Raw genomic sequence first — 19,470 nt, forward strand, 5'->3', positions numbered from 1 at the left:
GGGGGCGTTCATGCTTCTGGCCATCGACTGCGGCAATACAAATACGGTGTTCTCAATCTGGGACGGGGAAAAATTCCTGTGCACCCTGCGCACCTCCACCCACCATGCCCGCACCGCGGATGCCTATTTCACCTGGTATTCGACGCTGATCAATCACTACGGCATCAAAGCCAAGATCACCGATGTGGTGATTTCCTCAACCGTGCCACGGGTGGTGTGGAACCTGCGCGTCTTTGCTGACCGGTTCTTTGGCTGCCGCCCGCTGGTGGTGGGCAAGCCCGATTGCCTGTTGCCGCAGACGCCGCGGGTGGATCAGGGCACCCAGCCGGGCCCCGATCGTCTGGCCAATGCGGTGGCGGCGTATGAGCGCCATGGCGGCAATGTGGTTGTGGTCGACTTTGGTACTGCGACCAACTTTGACGTGGTGGCCGAGGATGGCGCCTATGTGGGCGGCGTGATTGCGCCGGGTGTGAACCTCAGCCTTGAGGCGCTGCACTCCGGCGCGGCGGCGCTGCCGCATGTGGATGTCAGCCAGCCAGAGAAGGTCATTGGCACCAATACGGTCGGCTGCATTCAATCCGGCGTCTTTTGGGGCTATACCGGCCTGATCGAAGGCATCATTACGCGAATCAAGTCAGAATACGGTCATCCGATGAAAGTCATTGGCACCGGTGGTCTGGCCCCCTTGTTTGAGAAGGGCGATCACCTATTTGACACCATCGAGGATGACCTGACCATGCACGGCCTGACCGTGATCCACAAATACAATAAGGACCAAGGCAACATATGAGCAGCCAGCGCCTGATCTATCTTCCCCTCGGCGGCGCGGGGGAGATTGGAATGAACTGTTACGTCTATGGCTACGGCCCCAAGGATCAGGAACGCCTGATCCTTGTGGATCTGGGCGTGACCTTCCCGGATATGGACGGCACGCCGGGCGTGGACCTGATCCTGCCGGATATCGCCTGGCTGGAAGAGCGCAAGGATCGCCTTGACGCGATCTTCATCACCCATGCCCACGAAGACCATGTCGGCGCTGTGGGCCATCTTTATGAGCGTCTGGGCGCGCCGATCTTTGCCCGGGCCTTCACCGCAAATATCGCACGGCACAAGCTGGCAGAATATGGCTTTTCGGACAGCGTGCTGCGCACCGTCTCGCCATTGCCGGAAAGTGTGAAGGTGGGTGATTTTGAGGTGGCCTTCCTGCCAATGTCACATTCGATCCCCGAAAGCTCGGCCTTGATCATCGACACGCCCAAGGGGCGGTTGATCCATACCGGCGATTTCAAACTGGATAAGACCCCCATCGTGGGCGAGCCTTTTGATCCTGACCTCTGGGCGACAGTGGCCAAGAAAGGTGTGAAAGCGCTGATCTGTGACAGCACCAATGTGTTCAGCCCGCAGCCCGGTCGTTCGGAAGCCTCCATCGGTGATGAGATCACTGCGCTGGTGGCTGAGGCGCCGGGCATGGTTGTGGCGACCACATTTGCCTCTAACGTCGCGCGGGTGAAAACCCTGGCTGAGGCCGGCGTGCGGGCAGGGCGGTCAATCTGCCTGATGGGCCGGGCCATGCGCCGGATGATTGAGGCGGCGATCACCACCGGTGTGCTGGCTGACTTCCCCAAGGTGGTGTCTGCCGAAGAGGCACGTGACATTCCGCGGGAAAACCTGATGCTCTTGGTGACCGGGTCACAGGGCGAACGCCGCGCGGCCTCGGCCCAGCTGGCCAATGGCAAATACAATGGCATCAGCCTGAAAGAGGGGGACATGTTCCTGTTCTCCTCCAAGACCATTCCGGGCAATGAACGGGGCGTGATCCGCATCATGAACCAGTTCTCGGAGATGGGTGTTGATGTGGTGGATGATCACGGCGGGCGTTATCACGTTTCCGGCCACGCCAACCGCCCCGATCTGATCGAGATGCACAAGCTGGTGCATCCTGAGATGATCGTGCCGATGCATGGCGAACACCGTCACCTGCGGGAACATACCAAACTGGCTCAAAGCAACGGCTACCCCGCCACCATCGCGGTCAACGGCACCATGCTGGACCTGTCGGGGCCGGAGCCTAAGGTCTGCGACTATGTGGAAACCGGGCGCACTTATCTGGATGGCTCAGTGCAATATGGCGCGCTGGATGGCATCGTGCGGGATCGGATCCGCATGGCGCTGAACGGCCACGTGTTGGTCACTGTTATCCTGGATGAGGACAATGAGCCGCTGGGCGATCCCTGGTGTGAGCTGAAGGGCCTGGCCGAAACCGGCAAGTCCAACGCGCCACTGGTCGATGTGCTGGAGGAAGACCTGAACCAGTTCATGGGCCGTGCCGCACAGCGGACGCTGGACGATGACGACAAGCTGGAAGATGAGCTGCGCAAGATCACCCGCCGTTCGGCCATGGGGGAGATCGGCAAGAAGCCAGAGGTCACAGTGGTCATCTCGCGCCTGTCGGCGTGAGGTAGATACCCTGAGTAAAAGAAAGGCGCTCCGAACGGGGGCGCCTTTTTTGATTGGGAGTGTGAAACAGAATAATGCCAAATCTTTGATTTGGCAGCGCCCGAACCGCCCCCACGGGGCGGGCGCTTTGCTTCGCCCCTCGGTTCGTGCGCAGGTGATCGCCAGTGACTAAGTGGGCTTCGTTGGCTTTCACCCGTTGATAACCACACCACGCCGACCTGCGAGGTCGGTGAAGTATTGCCATGCCACACGGCCTGACCGGGCGCCGCGAGTGGCCTGCCATTCGATAGCTTCCGCCCAGAGCGTCTCTTCGTCGATCTCTACGCCATAGGCCTTGCAGTAGCCGCGGATCATGTCGAGGTAGTCATCCTGCGAACAGGGGTGGAAGCCCAGCCAAAGGCCAAAGCGATCCGACAGGGAAACCTTCTCCTCAACCGCCTCAGACGGGTTGATGGCGCTGGAGCGTTCGTTCTCGATCATATCGCGCGGCATCAGGTGGCGCCGGTTGGAGGTGGCGTAGAACACTACATTGTCGGGCCGCCCTTCGATGCCGCCATCCAGAACCGCCTTCAGCGATTTGTAATGCTGGTCATCATGGCCAAAGCTGAGGTCATCACAGAACAACAGGAACCGCGCCTCTGAGGCGCGCAGCAGGTTCATCAGCCGCGACACAGACGGCAGATCCTCGCGTTGCAGTTCCACGATCTTCAGATCATGGCCCTGACGCAGCACCTCGGCGTGAATGGCCTTCACGATGGAGGATTTACCCATGCCGCGCGACCCCCAGAGGAGGGCGTTGTTGGCGGGCAAACCTTTGGCAAACTGCAACGTGTTGGCCAGCAGGGTCTCGCGGGTGCGATCGACGCCAACCAGCAGCGACAGGTCCACCCGGTTCACTTTGGCTACCGGTTCCAGGCGGTCAGGTTCCACATGCCAAACAAAAGCATCCGCAGAGGCGAAGTCAGGTGCAGAAAGAGGCGCCGGAGCCATTCGCTCCAGCGCCTCTGCAATACGTTTTACGGTCTTTTTCACTTGTCGCTTTCCTTAGCGTTTTCTGCCTCATCGGCGTCAAACTCAGCCATTAGCGGATCGTCAAACTCTTCTTCGTCATCATAGTAACCCTCCGCCCGCAGTTGCGCTTCGCGTTTGGTTTCCACCCGGGCCACAAGGAAGATCGAAATCTCATAGAGGCCGTAAACAACGGTGAACAGGATCAGCTGTGTGGTCACATCCGGCGGGGTCACCAGCGCGGCGACGGTCAGGATGCCAACAACCGCATATTTGCGTGTGTTGCGCAGCCCGGCGGCCGAGGCCAGCCCGGCCTTGCCCATCAGGGTCAGCAGAACCGGCAGCTGGAAACACAGGCCAAAGGCCACGATCATCTTCAAGGTGATGTCGAGGCTTTCGTTGACCTTGCCGTTGAAGACAATGTCGATGCCTTCTTTGGCGGCTTCCATCGAGCCTTCGACCTCTTCGCCAACCAGAATGGCCGACACGAAGGAGGGGAAATCTGCAAAGCCCAGGAAGAAGGCCATCGCCAGCGGGATCACCACATAATGCGAAAAGGCCGCGCCCAATAGGAACAACGCCGGCGAAGCGATGAGGAAGGGCAGGAAGGCGTTTTTCTCATTCTTGTAGAGACCCGGCGCCACAAAGCGCCACAGCTGGTAGCCGATCACCGGGAAGGCCAGTGCCAGACCACCCACCATCGAGATGCGGATCAGGGTGAAGAAATATTCCTGCGGGGCGGTGTATTGCATCACCGGATTGGGGTTGCCCAAATCCCGCATGGTTTTCTCAATCGGATCCAGCAGGAAGTCCAGCAGCTGCCCGCCAAAGGCAAAGCAGATCACCATGCCAACGAGGAAGGCCAGCACAGACCGGATCAACCGGGTACGCAGCTCGGCCAGATGCTCGATCAGCGGGGCGCTGGAATCCTCCAGCTCGTTAGAGTTGCTCATGGCTTATCCTTGGGCCTTGGTGTCAGGGGCTGCGTCAGCCGGTTTGGCGGCTTCGGCATCTGCGGCAGCCTCAGCGGCAGCAGCTTCCTGACGTTCTTGTGCCTTTTTGGCGGTGGCGTCGTGGATCTTGCGGGCCGCATCGGCGCGCTCATCAGACAGGGTGCCCTCGGCGTCAGGTTCCCACTTGGTGAAACTGTCGGTGGCTTCCTTGACCTTATCCATCCCAAATTGAGTGGGGTTTGTCGCCGCTTTCAGGCTTTGACTGACCTCTTTCATTCCGGATTCATCTGCGGCCTGATCCATCGCGCGGCTAAACTCGCGCGCCATGCCTTTGGCTTTGCCGACGAAACGTCCGACAGAGCGGAACAACATCGGCAGGTCTTTGGGTCCGACGACGATCAGCGCCACAATGCCGATCACCAGGAGTTCGGTCATGCCCAGATCGAACATGGCTTAGGCCTTGTCTTTTTCGGTCTCCGGGGTCACGTCTTTGGCAGCTTCGGCCTGGTCTTCCAGTTCCGCTTTGCCTTCGTTGACGCCGCGCTTGAACGAGGTGATGCCTTTGCCAACTTCACCCATCAGCGAGCTGATCTTGCCGCGACCGAAAAGTACCAGCACCACAACGGCGATCAGAAGAAGGCCGGGAAGGCCGATATTGTTCAGCATAGTGTCTCTCCCTTGCTACGGGTCCGCGCTGATCGGCCCCGTCGAAATTCACCTTCCGTATCTAATGGCTCAACCCCTCTGTTGGAAGGACCAATGCGCCGCAGGGGCGGATTTTTCCTAGAACAGTGCAAATGCGCGGCCAAAACGCCTGTGGCGCTACCCAGAACTGCGTAGGAAATCGGGGTCAGCTTGACCCGTCAGGCGTTTTGGCGCGGAAAGACAAAGCAGCGGTCGCGACGGAACATCAGCCACAAGGGGCGCCCCGGTTGCGGCAGGAACACGTTTGGCACCGTCGCTTTCAGGATGGAGCCATCGTAATCCATGCGGATTTCCACCAGGCTTTCCGATCCCATGAAACGGGCACGCACCACTTCACCACGGGCGGCGACACCGTTCTGTGGGGTGGGCTCGGGGCCTTTGCCATTGCGATCAAATTCGATTTTCAGGTGCTGCGGGCGGATCACGATGTCCACTTCGCCGCCATCGGCCACACCGGGGGCCAGAAACTGACCAAAGGGGGTTTCGCACAGCGCGCCCTGAACCTTGCCGCAGATCACGTTGATATCGCTAAAGAAAGAAACGGCCTGACGGTCCTTGGGGGCGTTGTAGATATTATAGGGCGCGCCCTGTTGCACAATGCGACCGCCGCGCATCAGTGCAATTTCATCAGCCATGCGCATCGCTTCTTCCGGCTCATGGGTCACCAGCAGAACTGCCGCGTCTTCTGCTTTCAGCAGTTCCAGCGTCTGGTCGCGGATGTCATCGCGCAGCCGGTTATCAAGGCCCGAGAAGGGTTCATCCATCAACATGATCTTGGGACGTGGGGCCAGCGCACGGGCCAGCGCCACACGCTGTTGCTCGCCGCCTGACAGCAGATAGGGATAGCCATCGATGAAGCGGCGCAGGCCGACCTTGTCCAAGAGCTCCTCAACACGGGCGCGCTTTTCCGCTTTGCTGCCTGACAGGCCAAAGGCGACGTTGTCGCCGACGGTCAGATGCGGAAACAGGGCGAAGTCCTGAAACATCAGCCCGATGTTGCGCCGTTCTGGTGGGATGCGGAACACCGTGTCGCAGATCAGCTCACCATCGACGTAGATCTCCCCGCTGTCCTGCATCTCCACCCCTGCGATCATCCGCAGCGTAGTGGATTTCCCGCAGCCCGACGGGCCCAGCAGACAGGTCACCTGACCGGGCATCACCTTGAGTGAGACGTCATTGACCACCGGGGTGCCGCCGAAACTGCGCATCATATTGCGGATCTCAAGGCGGGGGGCGGTCTGGGGCGCGGGTGTGAGCAAGGGCAATCCTTGGGGCGTCTGGCCGGCGATCAGGCCGGGGCGGGTGGCAAATCAGGCTGTCCGATTAAAACAATCGGGATTTGCCGACCCTTAACAACCCAAAAGGCTTGGCACAAGGGATCAGCAACAGGGTGCGGCGCCTTGGGCCAGATCGCGTTCAAACGGGCTTTCGCCGCCACAACCTTCGAAGATTCCGTAATGGGTTGAGAAGTCCCCGATGAAGGTGAAATGTTCAGCCAGTCGGGTTTCGGCCAGCATTTTCCAGGTGTTGCCACAGACGGGGAAGACCTTGCCGGCCTCAATCACATGGTGGTCATCCAGGACGAACTGATGGGGCGCGTGGGGCAGGGTGCCTTTGTAGATCACCGCCTGACCGTAGTCTTCGCAGGCCGGTTCCAGCCCGTTGAGTTTGAACAGACGGTAGGTGGCTGAGGTGAAGGAAAGCGGGGCAACACGCTCCTCCAGAACCTGGTTTTCAATGGTCAGGGGGCGATGTGTCACCAGACGGGGATCGTCAAAGCCTGCACGGCGGGCAAAGCTGAGGAAATCGTTCCAGTAAAGGGCGCCGGACAGGCATTCGCCATAAAGCACCTCATCCTCGGCCATCGCTTTGGGAACGCGGCGATCCGCATAGACGTCGGCAAAATACATCTCGCCACCGGGTTTCAACAGGTGATAGGCGCCGTTCAGCACCGCCTGTTTGTCGGTGGCCAGGTTCACCACACAGTTTGAGACGATCACGTCAAAACTGCCTGGCTCCAGCCCCAGCTGATCCAGTTTCTCAATGAACCCTTCGCGGAAATCGACATTGGCATAGCCGAACCGCTCAGCATGCCAGTCCTGATGGTCGCGCGCGACGGCCAGCTGCTCTGCCGTCATATCGACGCCCACAACCTCTCCTTCAGGGCCGACCAGCTGGGCCAGCGCGTAGACATCGCGACCCGCGCCGCAGCCCAGATCCAGCACCCGCGCCCCTTCCAGACCTTCGGGCATCACCAGACCGCAGCCGTAGTAGCGGGTCAGCACCTCATCATGCACGTTGCGCAGTACATCTTTGACGTATTGCGGCATTTCGGCCGGGCTACAGCAGGCGTTGGTCTGCAGATCATCACTGCCCTGCAGGACTTTGCCGTAATAATCCTGAACGTTTTCGTGTTTCATGGTGCTTCCCCGAAAGTCTTGTGTTCAGAAGGGGATAAAGCGGTGTTTTGAGGCGGGCAATCACCTGTTGCCGCGCCTCACGCGATTGTGGGGAAATGTCAGACAGGGAGACGAGGGATTAGGCGATCAGCTCAAATCCGGTTTCGGCGAGGATGCGACCGTTCACCTGCAATTCCACCCAATGCGGCCCGGGGTGCAGGGTGAAGGTGGAGGCATTGCCTTTCAGCTTGTGGGCCTTTTTCAGCACCAGAGGTTTGCCCGCCTGCACTTTGGCCTGCTTCAGTTTATGCACTCTACGCCCGGTTTTGCCGCCGGGGCGGTGGAAATGCAGCACGTAGTCCACAAGGACCGGCACTGTTTCCGGACTGCTCAGCGTAACTTCCAGCGTGACCGCCGTGTCAATTTTGACTGGATCCGGCGTGGCGGTGATCTGTCCTGTGACCGGGGCGTCAGCACGAAATCCCAGCAGGGCCATGGCCCGCGGGTCGCCGGCCTTGATCAGGTTGCGCAGCGCATGTTTGGTCAGCCATTCACGTTCCTTCGGCTGCTGTGCTGCTTGTCCGTCCCAGACCTCCAGCCGATCCATCATTTCTGCAGGATGCAGGGCTGCCAGATCGTTCAGGTGGTTGGCAACCGACCGGGTGACATAGCGGGTTGGATCGCTGTGCAGCTGATCCAGAAACGGCAGCGGCCGCAGCGGATCCATCGCCACCTTCTGGCCCCAGGGCAGGCGCGGGCGGGTGCCTTCGCTGACCAGACGGCGCAGATGGTAGTGATCCGAGGTGACCCAGCCCTCCATCGCAGCGATCACCTGATCCTCCCACTTGTTCAGGAAGGGACGGATCGCAAATTCCATTGAGAAACGTGTTGTGACCTCGGCCAGCATCGGCAGTGAGGTCTGCGGCGCCTCAAGACCGCGTTCGGCGATGAAATCCCCGATGGGGGCAAAGATGAAATCGCCAAAATCATCATCTGACAGCGTGGGATCGCATGGCGCGGGCAGGGCGGCGGCGATGATATCGTAGCTGTGTTGCAGGTCCGCGGGCAGTTTGGCACCCAATACCCGCGCAATCAGCTGCTGACGTTGCTTCAGCTCCAGCGGCAGCAGCTCCACCATCACGTCTGCCACGAAGCCATCCCGGTCAAACCCGTCCCAGGCCCCGGCAAAAAGGTCGCCCAGATAGGCGACCTTTTCGGCGTTGAACAAATGGTCTTTCAGCGAAAACGCTTCGGCCATTTGGCCCTCCTCCGTTTTGGGTGGTTTACATCACCTGGTTGGCGGCGCCGCCATCCAGCAGGATGTTTTGACCAATCATGAAGCCCGCATGCTGCGAGCACATGAAGGCACAGGTCTGGCCAAACTCTTCCGAGGTGCCGTAACGGCCGGCCGGAATGGTTGCGGCGCGCTGGGCCTTCGCCTCATCCATCGAAATGCCCTGCTGTTGGCTGACGCCTGTATCCAGCGCCACGGCGCGGTCGGTGGCATGGATGCCGGGCAGCAGGTTGTTGATGGTCACGCCTGAGCCTGCGACCTGACGGGCGGTGCCCGCCACATAGCCGGTCAGACCGGCGCGGGCCGAATTCGACAGGCCCAGAACCGGGATCGGCGCCTTGACCGAAACCGAGGTGATGTTGACCACACGGCCCCAGCCACGCTCCATCATGCCGGGCACCAGCGCTTTGATCAGCGCGATCGGTGTCAACATGTTGGCATCCAGCGCTTTGATGAAATCTTCGCGGTCCCAATCCGTCCACATGCCGGGGGGCGGGCCACCGGCGTTGGTCACCAGAATGTCGACCTGGCCGGCCACCTCCAGCAGCTGCGCCTGACCTTCAGGGGTGGTGACGTCGGTTGCGCAGGTTTCGACCTCAACGCCATATTTGGCGCGGATCTCAGCGGCGGCGGCTTCCAGGGCCTCACTGCCGCGGGCGTTCATCACCAGGTTGACACCAGCTTCGGCCAGCGCTTCGGCACAGCCGCGCCCCAGACCTTTGGAGGACGCGCAGACCAGCGCGCGTTTGCCTGCAATGCCAAGATTCATAAGTATTCTCCCTTGTGCCAATAAAATGGCGTTTCGTGGTACCGTTAAGTATAGTGAAGCCTCCAAAAGGAAAGTGCCAGCAAAAGGCCGTGGGGTTGGACGATTTGCGCCGCATTCCTGACGTAACGCTGTCAGGAGGTGTTTCGGCCCTCTTGGCGCTGCGTCCCCCTGTGGGGCGCGTCAAAGGCTATAAAAGTAAGGGCTGCGGCGATGTTCGCGGCCTGTTTCGGTGCCCCGCCGGTCAGTGAAAGTAGAGCGATATGCAAGATTTTGCCCCTAGTTCGGTATTTACCCTGCCAGCCTATGCGTCTTCGGCGTTACGGGTCAGCCATGGGGCGAATCTGGGGGATGCGCTGTCTTTCGCAGAAGAGCTGGTTCTGGATGACACCTATTTCCTGAAAGGCGGCGCACGATCGGCGCGACTGGCCGTGGTGCCGGGACGTTCGGGCGCCTTTACCATTGCGCCCGCCACTGAGATGGGCATGCCGGGATGTCAGCTGCATCTGGACAGCTGCCTGACCTTCATGTCGCCCGACGGGATCACCACCGAAGCGCTGGTGCTGGTTGAGGTGGATGACGCCGGTGATGTGCTGGAGGTCTATGCGCTGCCGCTGTCGCCACTGCGGCCCAAAACCGAATTGACGCTGGTGGGTGTGGATACCGAAAACCCGCAAACCAAACTGGCCGAGGTGGCCTGTGTCAGCTTCACCGCCGGCACCCATATCACCATGGCCTCGGGCGAACAGCGCCGGATTGAGGATCTGCAGGTTGGTGACAGGGTTCTGACCCGCGATGACGGCCCACAGGAATTGCGCTGGATTGGGCAGTCCACCGTTCGGGCTCTGGGCGAATTTGCCCCGGTTCTGATCGCCGCCGGCACCCTGCATAACGCCAATGACCTTGTGGTCAGCCCCGAACACCGCCTGTTTGTCTACCAGCGCACCGATGAATTGGGCGCGGGCCGCTCAGAGGTGCTGATCAAAGCGCGCGACCTGATCAACGGCAGCACGGTCACCCAGCTGGACGGTGGCTTTGTCGAATATTACCAGCTGCTGTTTGATGACCATCAGATCATCTACGCCGAAGGCATCGCAGCGGAAACGCTGCTGGCCGATTTGCGCACCTCGCCTGCGTTGCCGCCAGAAGTGGCGGAACGCCTGCGCTCCGGCACCCTGCGCCATTCTGACCGCAGTTATCTGGAGTTTTCCCTGTCCAAGGTCGAAACAGGGGAGGTCGACATGACCTCCGTCCTGCGCCGCGCCTCGACGGGGTGATGCACGCCACCTCTGCGGGTTTTGATGTCTTGACGTTCGCGTCAGCTCTGGCATTGTGCGGTTTTTGCGTGACATGACACGCTTGAGGGGCCGCATTTGACTAACCTTGCAGAGACATCTTTCGCCGTTTTCGACCATCCCACCGATGTTGTGGCAAACGAGTCCTTTGAGCCCTCGGCCTTTTTGCAGGCGCCGGGCCCCACTTTGGTTTTAGGGTTCTCCTCAACCGGTAAATCCCATTTTATTCAGCACCTTATCACCAAGGTGCCGCGCTACCGCAATGCGCAGTTGCGGTTTCCGTCGGAGGCTGAGAACCCCAAAAATCCACCGTTTGGCACAGATGATCTGATCCACGGTGACTTGTCGATCAGCGGCGAGGCAGATCATCAAGTCACGCGTTTTCCAACTTTGGAAAGTCACCCGATTTTGACCCGGTTGATCCGTGGCAGAACCTTGGGACAGGCCATTGTCATGGTGGATTCAGAGGAGGTTTTGCGCAAGCGCATCGCGCGACGCAAAGTCATCGGCATAGGCTTTGGTCGAGACGACGACGCCAAGCCTTACCTGCCGTTGAGTAAGATCGTTCAGCTGAACTTATTCTCGTTGATTGACTATTATGCTATCTGGATCGAGGCGTTAAAGGCTGCAGAGGTGCCGTTTCAATTTGTGCAGTCGAAGGGTGGCGCGTTTCATGTTCTCAGCGAGGAAGAAGCGCTGCGCCTGCTGTCGCACCACCACATGCGGCGTCTGCCTCGCCGTATAATGAGGCGTTTGATGTGGCACGTTATCTGGTCTTGTTCAGCTTCGGGATTTCCCAAGATCTGATCGCACAATTGCCTAAGGGGCGGGCTAGGTCATCAGGTCGCAGTCTGTTGTCAGTAGATTGAAAATTCATCTCTCCTACCTATCTCAGAATAGCATAGAGGGGAGTGACACATGCTCGATTCAATCTTGTTGGCCACCGACTTGTCGCAGCGCTCGGATCGGGCGTTGCATCGCGCGGTGGCGCTGGCGCGTCAATCTGGGGCGAAATTGACCATCCTGACCGTGGTCGATGATGAGCAGCCAGACGACATGCGGGAAGATCAAGTAAACCATGCCCATCGCCAGCTGGAGGCCAGCCGTGAGGCCCTGTGTCAGGGCATTGAGTGCACCGTGCTGGTTGAGCAGGGCGACCCAACCGATCTGGTGCTGACCCACGCGCGCAATGATGAGCCGGATCTGATGGTGTTGGGCCCGCACCGCGAACGCAACCTTTGGGACATGCTCTATGAAACCACCGGGCAGCGGATTGCGCGGATGACCCATGTGGCGGTTTTGCTGGTGGTTGAGCCTGCGGAAACCAAATACAATTCGGTCTTACTGGCCACCGATTTCTCGCCAGCCTCGACTGCAGCGGCCCTGCTGGCAAATGAGGTGGCGCCAGAGGCTGATCTGCATGCGCTGCACGCGTTGCATGTGCCCTATGGGGCCATGGGCCGTGCCGCAGGCGGGGGGGCAGACAACAGTCTTGAGGCAAGCTTCCGCGCTGACGCGAAAACCGCAGATGCCAATTGGCGGGGTAGTTTTGAAGCCCCGGCCAATCTGTCTGAAACCGATATTCAGACCGGATCTGCAGAGGCGCTGTTTAACCAGATCGTGCAGGCCAAACATGTGCCGCTGATCGCCATCGGGGCCCATGGCCGGGTTGGGGCGCATCGGGCTTTGCTGGGCTCGCTGGTCACCAGCCTGATGCGCTACCCGCCCTGTGATCTGCTGGTCTGCCGCCCGCATTAAGCTGCATTCACCGACGGTACACTGGAAAACGCGCACCAAGGGGGCAGCCTGTGCTGCCCCCTTGAGCGTCCTCCATTGCCAGAGCAGCCAACCCCGGCTATATGCGCCTTCATGTTGGACACCGCTACAAACCGCCCCGAATTGCCGCCTGAGATTGCGCGCCGCCGTACCTTTGCGATCATCTCGCATCCGGACGCAGGTAAAACGACGCTGACGGAAAAGTTCCTCCTTTATGGTGGTGCGATTCAGATGGCGGGGCAGGTGCGTGCCAAAGGCGAAGCGCGGCGGACCCGTTCGGACTTCATGCAGATGGAAAAGGATCGCGGGATCTCGGTCTCGGCTTCGGCGATGTCGTTTGATTTCGGTGAATTCCGTTTCAATCTGGTGGACACCCCCGGTCACTCGGACTTTTCGGAAGACACTTATCGGACGCTGACGGCGGTGGATGCGGCGGTGATGGTGATCGACGGCGCCAAAGGTGTGGAAAGCCAGACGCAGAAGTTGTTTGAGGTCTGCCGCCTGCGGGATCTGCCGATCCTGACCTTCTGTAACAAGATGGACCGCGAAAGCCGCGACACCTTTGAAATCATTGATGAGATTCAGGAGAACCTGGCCATTGATGTGACCCCGGCCTCCTGGCCGATCGGGGTTGGCCGTGATTTCATCGGCTGTTACGATCTGCTGAACGACCGGCTGGAGCTGATGGACCGGGCCGACCGGAACAAAGTGGCCGAGTCGATCTCGATCGAAGGTCTGGATGATCCCAAGATCGAAGAGCACGTGCCCGCCGAGCTGATCGACCAGCTGCGCGAAGAGGTGGAGATGGCGCGTGAGCTACTGCCCGCGCTGGATCCGCAGGCCGTGCTGGAGGGGCATATGACCCCGATCTGGTTTGGCTCGGCGATCAACTCCTTCGGGGTGCAGGAACTGATGCAGGGCATCGGCAAATACGGGCCAGAGCCGCAGCCGCAAAGCGCCCAGCCGCGCGAAATGATGCCGGAAGAGAAAAAGGTCGCGGGCTTTGTGTTCAAGGTGCAGGCCAATATGGACCCCAAGCACCGTGACCGCGTGGCCTTTGTGCGCATGGCATCCGGCCATTTTAAACGTGGCATGAAGCTGACCCATGTGCGCACCAAAAAACCGATGGCGATTTCCAATCCGGTGCTGTTCCTGGCCTCGGACCGTGAACTGGCCGAGGAGGCCTGGGCCGGTGACATCATTGGCATCCCCAACCACGGCCAGCTGCGCATTGGTGACACGCTGACCGAAGGCGAGGCGCTGCGCGTCACGGGCATCCCATCCTTTGCGCCGGAACTGCTGCAAGGCGTGCGTGCGGGCGATCCGCTGAAGGCCAAACACCTTGAAAAAGCGCTGATGCAATTTGCCGAGGAAGGCGCTGCAAAGGTCTTCAAACCCAGCTTCGGCTCGGGCTTTGTGGTGGGCGTTGTGGGCGCGCTGCAGTTTGAGGTACTGGCCAGCCGGATTGAGCTGGAATATGGCCTGCCGGTGCGGTTTGACCAGTCGCAGTTCACCTCGGCCCGCTGGGTGCATGGGGAAAAGGATGCGGTGGATAAATTCGTCAATGCCAACAAACAGCATATCGCGTTGGATAACGACGGTGATGTTGTTTACCTGACCCGCCTGCAATGGGACATCGACCGGGTGGAACGGGATTATCCCGACATCACACTGTCGGCGACCAAGGAAATGATGGTCTAACATCAAAAGGTCAGGCAAGAAATTGCCTGACCTTTTTTCATGCAGAAATTTTTGCTTCCCTTGTAAAGTGTATACTATAACATCTGTCGCAAAACAGGCAGGAGTTTCCAAAATGCAAAGCAGCCGTTTCGCCCTGATGAGTGCCTTTGGCGCCACCAGCGCCGCCTTCACCGCGCCGCCCGCGCTGGCGCAGGTGGATGTCTGGCAGTTGCTGGATCAGATCGAGATCGAAGAGGTGGTGACCGAAACCACCTATGAGGTGAAGAAATCGCTGCCTGCTGAAATCGATAAAGGCCTGCAAGGGGTTGAAATCACCGGCTTTGCGGTGCCGACCTATCCCGGTGAAACGGTGAAGGAACTGCTGCTGGTGTCAGACATGGGGCTATGCCCGCTCTGCGGCAGTGGGGATCACGGCGCCACCCTGCAGGTGATGCTGGAAGATCCCATTCCCGGTTTTGAGGCGCCCAGCAAAATCACCCTGCGCGGCGATCTGCAGGCGGTGCGTGACCCGGAAACCTGGCAGGCGGCGATTTTGACCAAGGCTTCTGTGCTGGCACCAACGAATTAAGTTGAAAAACAGGGTCGTGTTGTGAAGGGTAAGCCGGGGAATTCCCCGGCTTTTTTGTGCAAATTATCTAGAGATTTTCAGAACTTCGATGACCAAGACAGATACCATACAAGTCGCTTTTGCCATTGATCAGGGGTTGATTGAGCCGCTCTGTGTCACGCTCCATTCGCTGTTGCGGCACCGAACTGGCGCTACTGAGGTGCTGCTATTGGCCACTGACTTGACCGAGCCACAGCTAAAGCCGATCCGACAAACGGTGGCGCTGTTCCCGCAGGCGGACCTCACCGTGCAGCCGTTTGAACTGGGGGATGACGCGCTGGCGTCGATTTCCTCAGGGCATTTGACGGCAACCACTTTGGCGCGGATTTTCTTGCCTGACTTTGTGGAGGGGCGGGTTCTGTACCTGGATGCGGATATTTTAGTGCGGGGCGATCTGGGCCCTCTGTTCCACAGTGACATGGCGGGGCGGTCCCTTGCCGCGGCGCGGGATCTGCCGCAGCAGGTGCATTGCGATATTTTGGCGCGATCGGCCAAAGGGGATGCGGTGCTGCCACGGGATCTGCGGCGGGCTGAGGCAGGTCTTGATGTATTTCGCACTGATTTCCCCGAGGGCAACGCTGAGCACTATGTCAACACGGGCGTGTTGCTGATCGATTGCGCGGCGATGCGGCAGGACGCCGAACGCTATGCAAGGTTGCGCGATATAGGGCAGGCGGCGCACTATCCGCTGCTGGATCAAGACCATATCAACCGAACCTATGGCGAGGAGATCACCAAGCTACCCCTGCGCTGGAACCGTTTGGCGGGCAATGTGTCTGAGGGCATGTATCGCCGCTATCTGGCGGCGCATGGCCTGAAGGATGAGGCCGCAGTTTATCACTACGCGGGACCGCGCAAACCGTGGAAACCCTGGTGGCGTTGGCGCCGCAGTGCGGCCCCGGCCAAGATGCTGCGCTGGCGCTGGGAACGTCACCTCTGGCGGCGGAACCTCAGGAAAGGGGCGGCCCATGACCTTGCAGAACCGCGTTTTGCCAACGGGTGAGATCATCGCCACGCCTGAACGGGGGATGATGACCGGCAACCGGGGTATTTTGCACCGCGATGATGGCACGCTTGGGGTTAGTCGCTGGCAGCATCCGCATTGGGTCTGTTGCCAGCTGCAGTTTCGCGGCCGCTATCATGGCCCCATGCCCAATCGCGGCTGGACGGCGCTGTTTTTCCTGGATGAGGCGGTGGCGCTGGCGGCGGGGCATCGGCCCTGTCTTTTCTGCCGCCACACGGATGCCATGCGCTTCAAGGCGGCTTGGGCCGATGCCAATGGCCCCGCCACAGCCCCTGAAATTGATCGCATCCTGCATCCGGCGCGGGTGACGCGGCAACGCCAACAGGTTCGGTTTTCGGCTGCCGCGTCAGGCCTACCAGATGGCGCGTTCATCCTGCGGGCCGGTCAGGCGGCACTGATCTGGCAGGGACAGGCCTATGTCTATAGCCCGGCAGGGTATGGCGCTGCCCAGCCAATCCCGCAGGGGGATGTGACGGTTCTGACGCCGAAACCAATCCTTGATGTGCTTTCAGCGGGTTACCGGCCGATGTTGCATCCCTCGGTCCCGGCGTAGCAGGTGGTGAATGGCTTGCAAGGCTGGGCAACTCAGGCCATGCTCTGCCCATGAGTGAGCAGCGCAAAACAACCTATCCCGGCGGCTTTCCGGCCATCCTGACCCAGATGGAGGGGCGGCGTGATCCGTTCACCTATTACGATGGCGAGGCCTTGGCGCCGCTGGATCAGGACCTGCAGGCGCTGAAACAGGTCACGATGCAGGCAGCCGCCCCCGAATTGGGCGACAGCCGCAGCGGCTATGCCCGGAAATACCGCGCCCTTGCCGAAGAGTTTGACGGGCAGCCAGCCCTGTTGCACCTGCACGGGCTGTTGGTGGCCCATCTGCGCCGCCGTGCGCAACCGGATCATACGGCCGCGCTGTTTCAGCGACTCTGGGCGGAGGAGGCCGAGTATCTGCTGGCGCGGCTTGATGCACGTTGGCTGGTCTCAGCGGCGACGACTTTTGGCGATCACGGGGCAAATGAGGTGCAGCGCTCGGTCGGGCATGCACTGTCGGTCCTCTTTGGCATGATGAAGCTTTATGAGACCGAGCGTTTGTATTCCGCTGTGCCCCCGGAACAGCCACACCCCTGGCGCAAGAAATCCAGCAAACATCTGGCGATGCAGATGGATGCCTTTGCCGTCGGTGGGGCCGGGGGGCTGGATGTCAATATGCTGGGGCGTCTGTGGCAGCAGGGCAGCGAAGATCCGGTGATCGCGCCATTGGTGCAGCGGCTACTGACCTTGCTGGTGGATGACGACAAAACGGTGTTTCGCCGCCTTCACATCATGCGAGCACGTAAAGAAAAACAGCGCCAGGCCGAGGGCAAAGAGGGCAAGGTCAAGCCGGGGCGTTCGATGCCTGCCGACCGGCAGAAGATCACCGCGCCGGTGCCGCAACGCCGGGCCGACCGGGCAGGCAGGCCGCTGCATTGGGGTGTTGTGTCGCTGATCAAGGCCCCGGTGCGCGAGATACTGGAATTTGCCGCCTATCACATCGATCGCGGCGCGCATCAGCTGCATATCTATCTGGATCAGCCCGATCCTGAGGCCGAGGCCATTCTGGCGCGCCATCCGCGTATTACCCTGACCGTCTGCGATGATGCCTATTGGGACGCGCAGAAAAAGCCCCGGATGAAGACCCACCGGATGCGGCAGGTCTGGGTGGCGACCCATGCCTATAACACGACGGACTGTGACTGGCTGTGCCATATCGATGTGGATGAGTTCCTGCTGCCGGCATCAGGCGTCTCGGTCGCCGATATGCTGGCCGCGGTGCCGGGGGATCAGCTGGGCGCGCTGTTGCAACCTGCTGAAATGCTGCAAACCGGCGCATCTGCCGAAGCGGAGGCGTTTAAGCTGACCCACCTGGCTGCTGGCCACAAACGGGCGGTTCTAAGCGAGATCTACCCGAATTTTGGCACCCATCTGCCGGGCGGTTTCATCGGTCATATCTCTGGCAAGCTGTGTCTGCGCACCGGCTTGGACGGCTTGCGCTTTGGCATTCACGCCTGCCATTGGCAGGCCGCGCAGGTCGAAAATATCGAAGTGCTCTCAGGCAGTTATTTGGGTCACGCCCATGCGCCGGATTGGGCGCAGTTCCGCAAACATCTGGATTTCCGCATGACCCGCGGGTCCTACCAGCGGCAGGAGGACAACGACCGCCTGCAAATGGGCGATGTGGTGGATCTGCTGCTGGAGGAGGGCGGCGAGGATGCGCTGCGCCGTTTCTATGAGGAAATGAACGGGGGGGGCGATGCGCAACGGGCCGCCCTGGCGAAACACGGCATGCTGGTCGATTATCCGCTGCATCTCAGCGCGCGGGTGGTGCGGGTCTTTGGCAATGACGCCAAAGCCTATCTGTGAGGGGCGGTAAATGGCGGTGAAATGGGGCGTTGTTTCAACCATCAAAGCACCTGTTGATGAGGTGCTGGAGTTCTGCGCCCATCATTTGGATCTGGGGGCGCACCGGCTGTTCATCTATCTGGATGACGACAATCAGGAGGCCTTTCGCCTGCTGTCAGATCACCCCAAGATTCGTCCCGTTCTAACCGATGACGCCTATTGGCAGAAACGTGGGTTCAAACGGCGAGAAAAGCACCAGTCCCGCCAGTTTGAGAATGCCAAACAGGCCTACAACAGGGCCTCGGGCCAGGTCGATTGGCTGACCCACATCGATGTTGATGAGTTTCTGTGGCCTGAACGGCCCTTGGGCGATGTGTTGGCCGAATTGCCCGCATCCTGCCAATGCGCCCGTATCCGCCCCTGGGAGGCGCTGGCGCTTGAGGACACAGCGCAGACGGATATGGTTCAGTTCAAAGGGTTCACTGTGGCGCAGCCGCAGCGGCGTCAGCAGACCGAGGCGATCTACCCAGACTACGGCGCGCATCTGAACGGCGGTTTCCTCAGCCATGTTGCGGGCAAGATGATCTATCGCACCGGGGTGGATCGGCTGAAGGTGCAGATCCACAACGTCTGGGTGGGCGACGACATGAACCCCGGTCAGCGGGAACTGGCTGATGTGAAACTGCTGCATATGCACGCCAAAAGCTGGGAACAGTTCTATGCCGCCTATCGGTTCCGCATGGAAAAGGGCAGCTACCGCAGTGAGTTGAAGCCGAACAAGCCGCGTGAAGAGGGTGGGTTGAGCCTGCATGAGTTGTTTCAGATGCTGGATGATGACGGCGGACCGGAGGCGCTGCGGCGGTTTTATCAGCAGGTTTGCGCTGCGTCGCCCGAGCTGATCCAGCGGCTGAGCGCACATGGGCTGCATTTTGAGGCGGATCTGAGGCTGGCGGACAAACGGCAGCGCCACTTCTCCGCCAGCTAAGCCGTTCATCACGCAGGTAAAACGCCTCGAAATTGACCTTCGGGTTAACTTCTGTGGCAAATACGCCGCGCCAGCCCCCCTCAGATGTCAGAAAACTGGCGAAAAATGCGCTTTCGTTGAC

Annotated in this window: 19 protein-coding genes; 11 read left to right on the top strand and 8 right to left on the bottom strand. The window is 59.9% G+C overall.

Features of this window, described 5'->3' with window-relative positions; genetic code table 11:
* Window positions 1-10: 10 nt before the first annotated feature.
* Together TL5118_RS03500 and TL5118_RS03505 are read left to right on the top strand one after the other, a co-directional pair.
* On the top strand, window positions 11-790 hold the full coding sequence (locus TL5118_RS03500) for a type III pantothenate kinase (protein ID WP_058243952.1): 780 nt from the start codon (window positions 11-13) through the stop codon (window positions 788-790).
* Complete coding sequence (locus TL5118_RS03505; RefSeq protein WP_058243953.1) at window positions 787-2,457, top strand: ribonuclease J; 1,671 nt, start codon at window positions 787-789, stop codon at window positions 2,455-2,457. The genes TL5118_RS03500 and TL5118_RS03505 overlap by 4 nt, the downstream gene beginning before the upstream one ends.
* A gap of 189 nt (window positions 2,458-2,646) precedes the next feature.
* On the opposite strand, the gene TL5118_RS03510 is transcribed toward TL5118_RS03505, so the two are convergent.
* From TL5118_RS03510 to TL5118_RS03545, 8 genes are all read right to left on the bottom strand, one after another.
* Entirely contained in the window at window positions 2,647-3,447 is an 801-nt protein-coding gene (locus TL5118_RS03510; RefSeq protein WP_058244007.1) for an ATP-binding protein, read from the bottom strand.
* A gap of 38 nt (window positions 3,448-3,485) precedes the next feature.
* Window positions 3,486-4,418: a twin-arginine translocase subunit TatC gene (gene tatC, locus TL5118_RS03515; protein WP_058243954.1), complete on the bottom strand. Its 933-nt coding sequence runs from the start codon at window positions 4,416-4,418 to the stop codon at window positions 3,486-3,488.
* Between the two features lie 3 nt (window positions 4,419-4,421).
* Window positions 4,422-4,868, bottom strand: a complete 447-nt coding sequence (gene tatB / locus TL5118_RS03520) for a Sec-independent protein translocase protein TatB (RefSeq protein WP_058243955.1) — start codon at window positions 4,866-4,868, stop codon at window positions 4,422-4,424.
* A gap of 3 nt (window positions 4,869-4,871) precedes the next feature.
* Window positions 4,872-5,084, bottom strand: coding sequence for a twin-arginine translocase TatA/TatE family subunit (locus TL5118_RS03525; RefSeq protein WP_058243956.1), 213 nt, complete (start codon window positions 5,082-5,084; stop codon window positions 4,872-4,874).
* A gap of 197 nt (window positions 5,085-5,281) precedes the next feature.
* The gene (locus TL5118_RS03530) at window positions 5,282-6,334 is read right to left on the bottom strand and encodes an ABC transporter ATP-binding protein (protein ID WP_082626320.1); all 1,053 of its coding nucleotides are present in this window, start codon (window positions 6,332-6,334) and stop codon (window positions 5,282-5,284) included.
* A 168-nt stretch (window positions 6,335-6,502) separates the two neighbouring features.
* Window positions 6,503-7,543 (bottom strand): methyltransferase domain-containing protein, encoded by a 1,041-nt coding sequence (locus TL5118_RS03535; protein WP_058243958.1) that lies wholly within the window; start codon window positions 7,541-7,543, stop codon window positions 6,503-6,505.
* A 118-nt stretch (window positions 7,544-7,661) separates the two neighbouring features.
* Window positions 7,662-8,780 (bottom strand): YhaZ family DNA alkylation repair protein, encoded by a 1,119-nt coding sequence (locus TL5118_RS03540; protein WP_058243959.1) that lies wholly within the window; start codon window positions 8,778-8,780, stop codon window positions 7,662-7,664.
* Window positions 8,781-8,805: 25 nt separating this feature from the next.
* Window positions 8,806-9,585, bottom strand: coding sequence for an SDR family oxidoreductase (locus TL5118_RS03545; RefSeq protein WP_058243960.1), 780 nt, complete (start codon window positions 9,583-9,585; stop codon window positions 8,806-8,808).
* A 260-nt stretch (window positions 9,586-9,845) separates the two neighbouring features.
* Here TL5118_RS03545 and TL5118_RS03550 point away from each other — a divergent pair, with 260 nt between their 5' ends.
* From TL5118_RS03550 to TL5118_RS03590, 9 genes are all read left to right on the top strand, one after another.
* On the top strand, window positions 9,846-10,859 hold the full coding sequence (locus TL5118_RS03550; RefSeq protein ID WP_058243961.1) for a Hint domain-containing protein: 1,014 nt from the start codon (window positions 9,846-9,848) through the stop codon (window positions 10,857-10,859).
* 96 nt (window positions 10,860-10,955) lie between these two features.
* Window positions 10,956-11,684: a hypothetical protein gene (locus TL5118_RS03555; RefSeq protein WP_058243962.1), complete on the top strand. Its 729-nt coding sequence runs from the start codon at window positions 10,956-10,958 to the stop codon at window positions 11,682-11,684.
* 111 nt (window positions 11,685-11,795) lie between these two features.
* Window positions 11,796-12,635 carry a universal stress protein gene (locus tag TL5118_RS03560; protein WP_058243963.1) on the top strand — a complete coding sequence of 280 codons (840 nt, stop codon included), beginning with the start codon at window positions 11,796-11,798 and terminating at the stop codon, window positions 12,633-12,635.
* 111 nt (window positions 12,636-12,746) lie between these two features.
* Window positions 12,747-14,354: a peptide chain release factor 3 gene (locus TL5118_RS03565; protein ID WP_058243964.1), complete on the top strand. Its 1,608-nt coding sequence runs from the start codon at window positions 12,747-12,749 to the stop codon at window positions 14,352-14,354.
* Window positions 14,355-14,466: 112 nt separating this feature from the next.
* Complete coding sequence (locus TL5118_RS03570; RefSeq protein ID WP_058243965.1) at window positions 14,467-14,922, top strand: hypothetical protein; 456 nt, start codon at window positions 14,467-14,469, stop codon at window positions 14,920-14,922.
* 88 nt (window positions 14,923-15,010) lie between these two features.
* Window positions 15,011-15,964, top strand: coding sequence for a glycosyltransferase family 8 protein (locus tag TL5118_RS03575; RefSeq protein WP_058243966.1), 954 nt, complete (start codon window positions 15,011-15,013; stop codon window positions 15,962-15,964).
* Window positions 15,930-16,538 (top strand): hypothetical protein, encoded by a 609-nt coding sequence (locus TL5118_RS03580; protein WP_058260745.1) that lies wholly within the window; start codon window positions 15,930-15,932, stop codon window positions 16,536-16,538. The genes TL5118_RS03575 and TL5118_RS03580 overlap by 35 nt, the downstream gene beginning before the upstream one ends.
* Before the next feature lie 50 nt (window positions 16,539-16,588).
* On the top strand, window positions 16,589-18,385 hold the full coding sequence (locus TL5118_RS03585) for a glycosyltransferase family 2 protein (protein ID WP_058243968.1): 1,797 nt from the start codon (window positions 16,589-16,591) through the stop codon (window positions 18,383-18,385).
* Between the two features lie 10 nt (window positions 18,386-18,395).
* Entirely contained in the window at window positions 18,396-19,349 is a 954-nt protein-coding gene (locus TL5118_RS03590) for a glycosyltransferase family 2 protein (RefSeq protein WP_058243969.1), read from the top strand.
* Window positions 19,350-19,470: the final 121 nt, after the last annotated feature.

Origin of the sequence: Thalassovita autumnalis, from assembly GCF_001458255.1 — a bacterium.
Taxonomy (GTDB): Bacteria; Pseudomonadota; Alphaproteobacteria; order Rhodobacterales; family Rhodobacteraceae; genus Thalassobius; species Thalassobius autumnalis.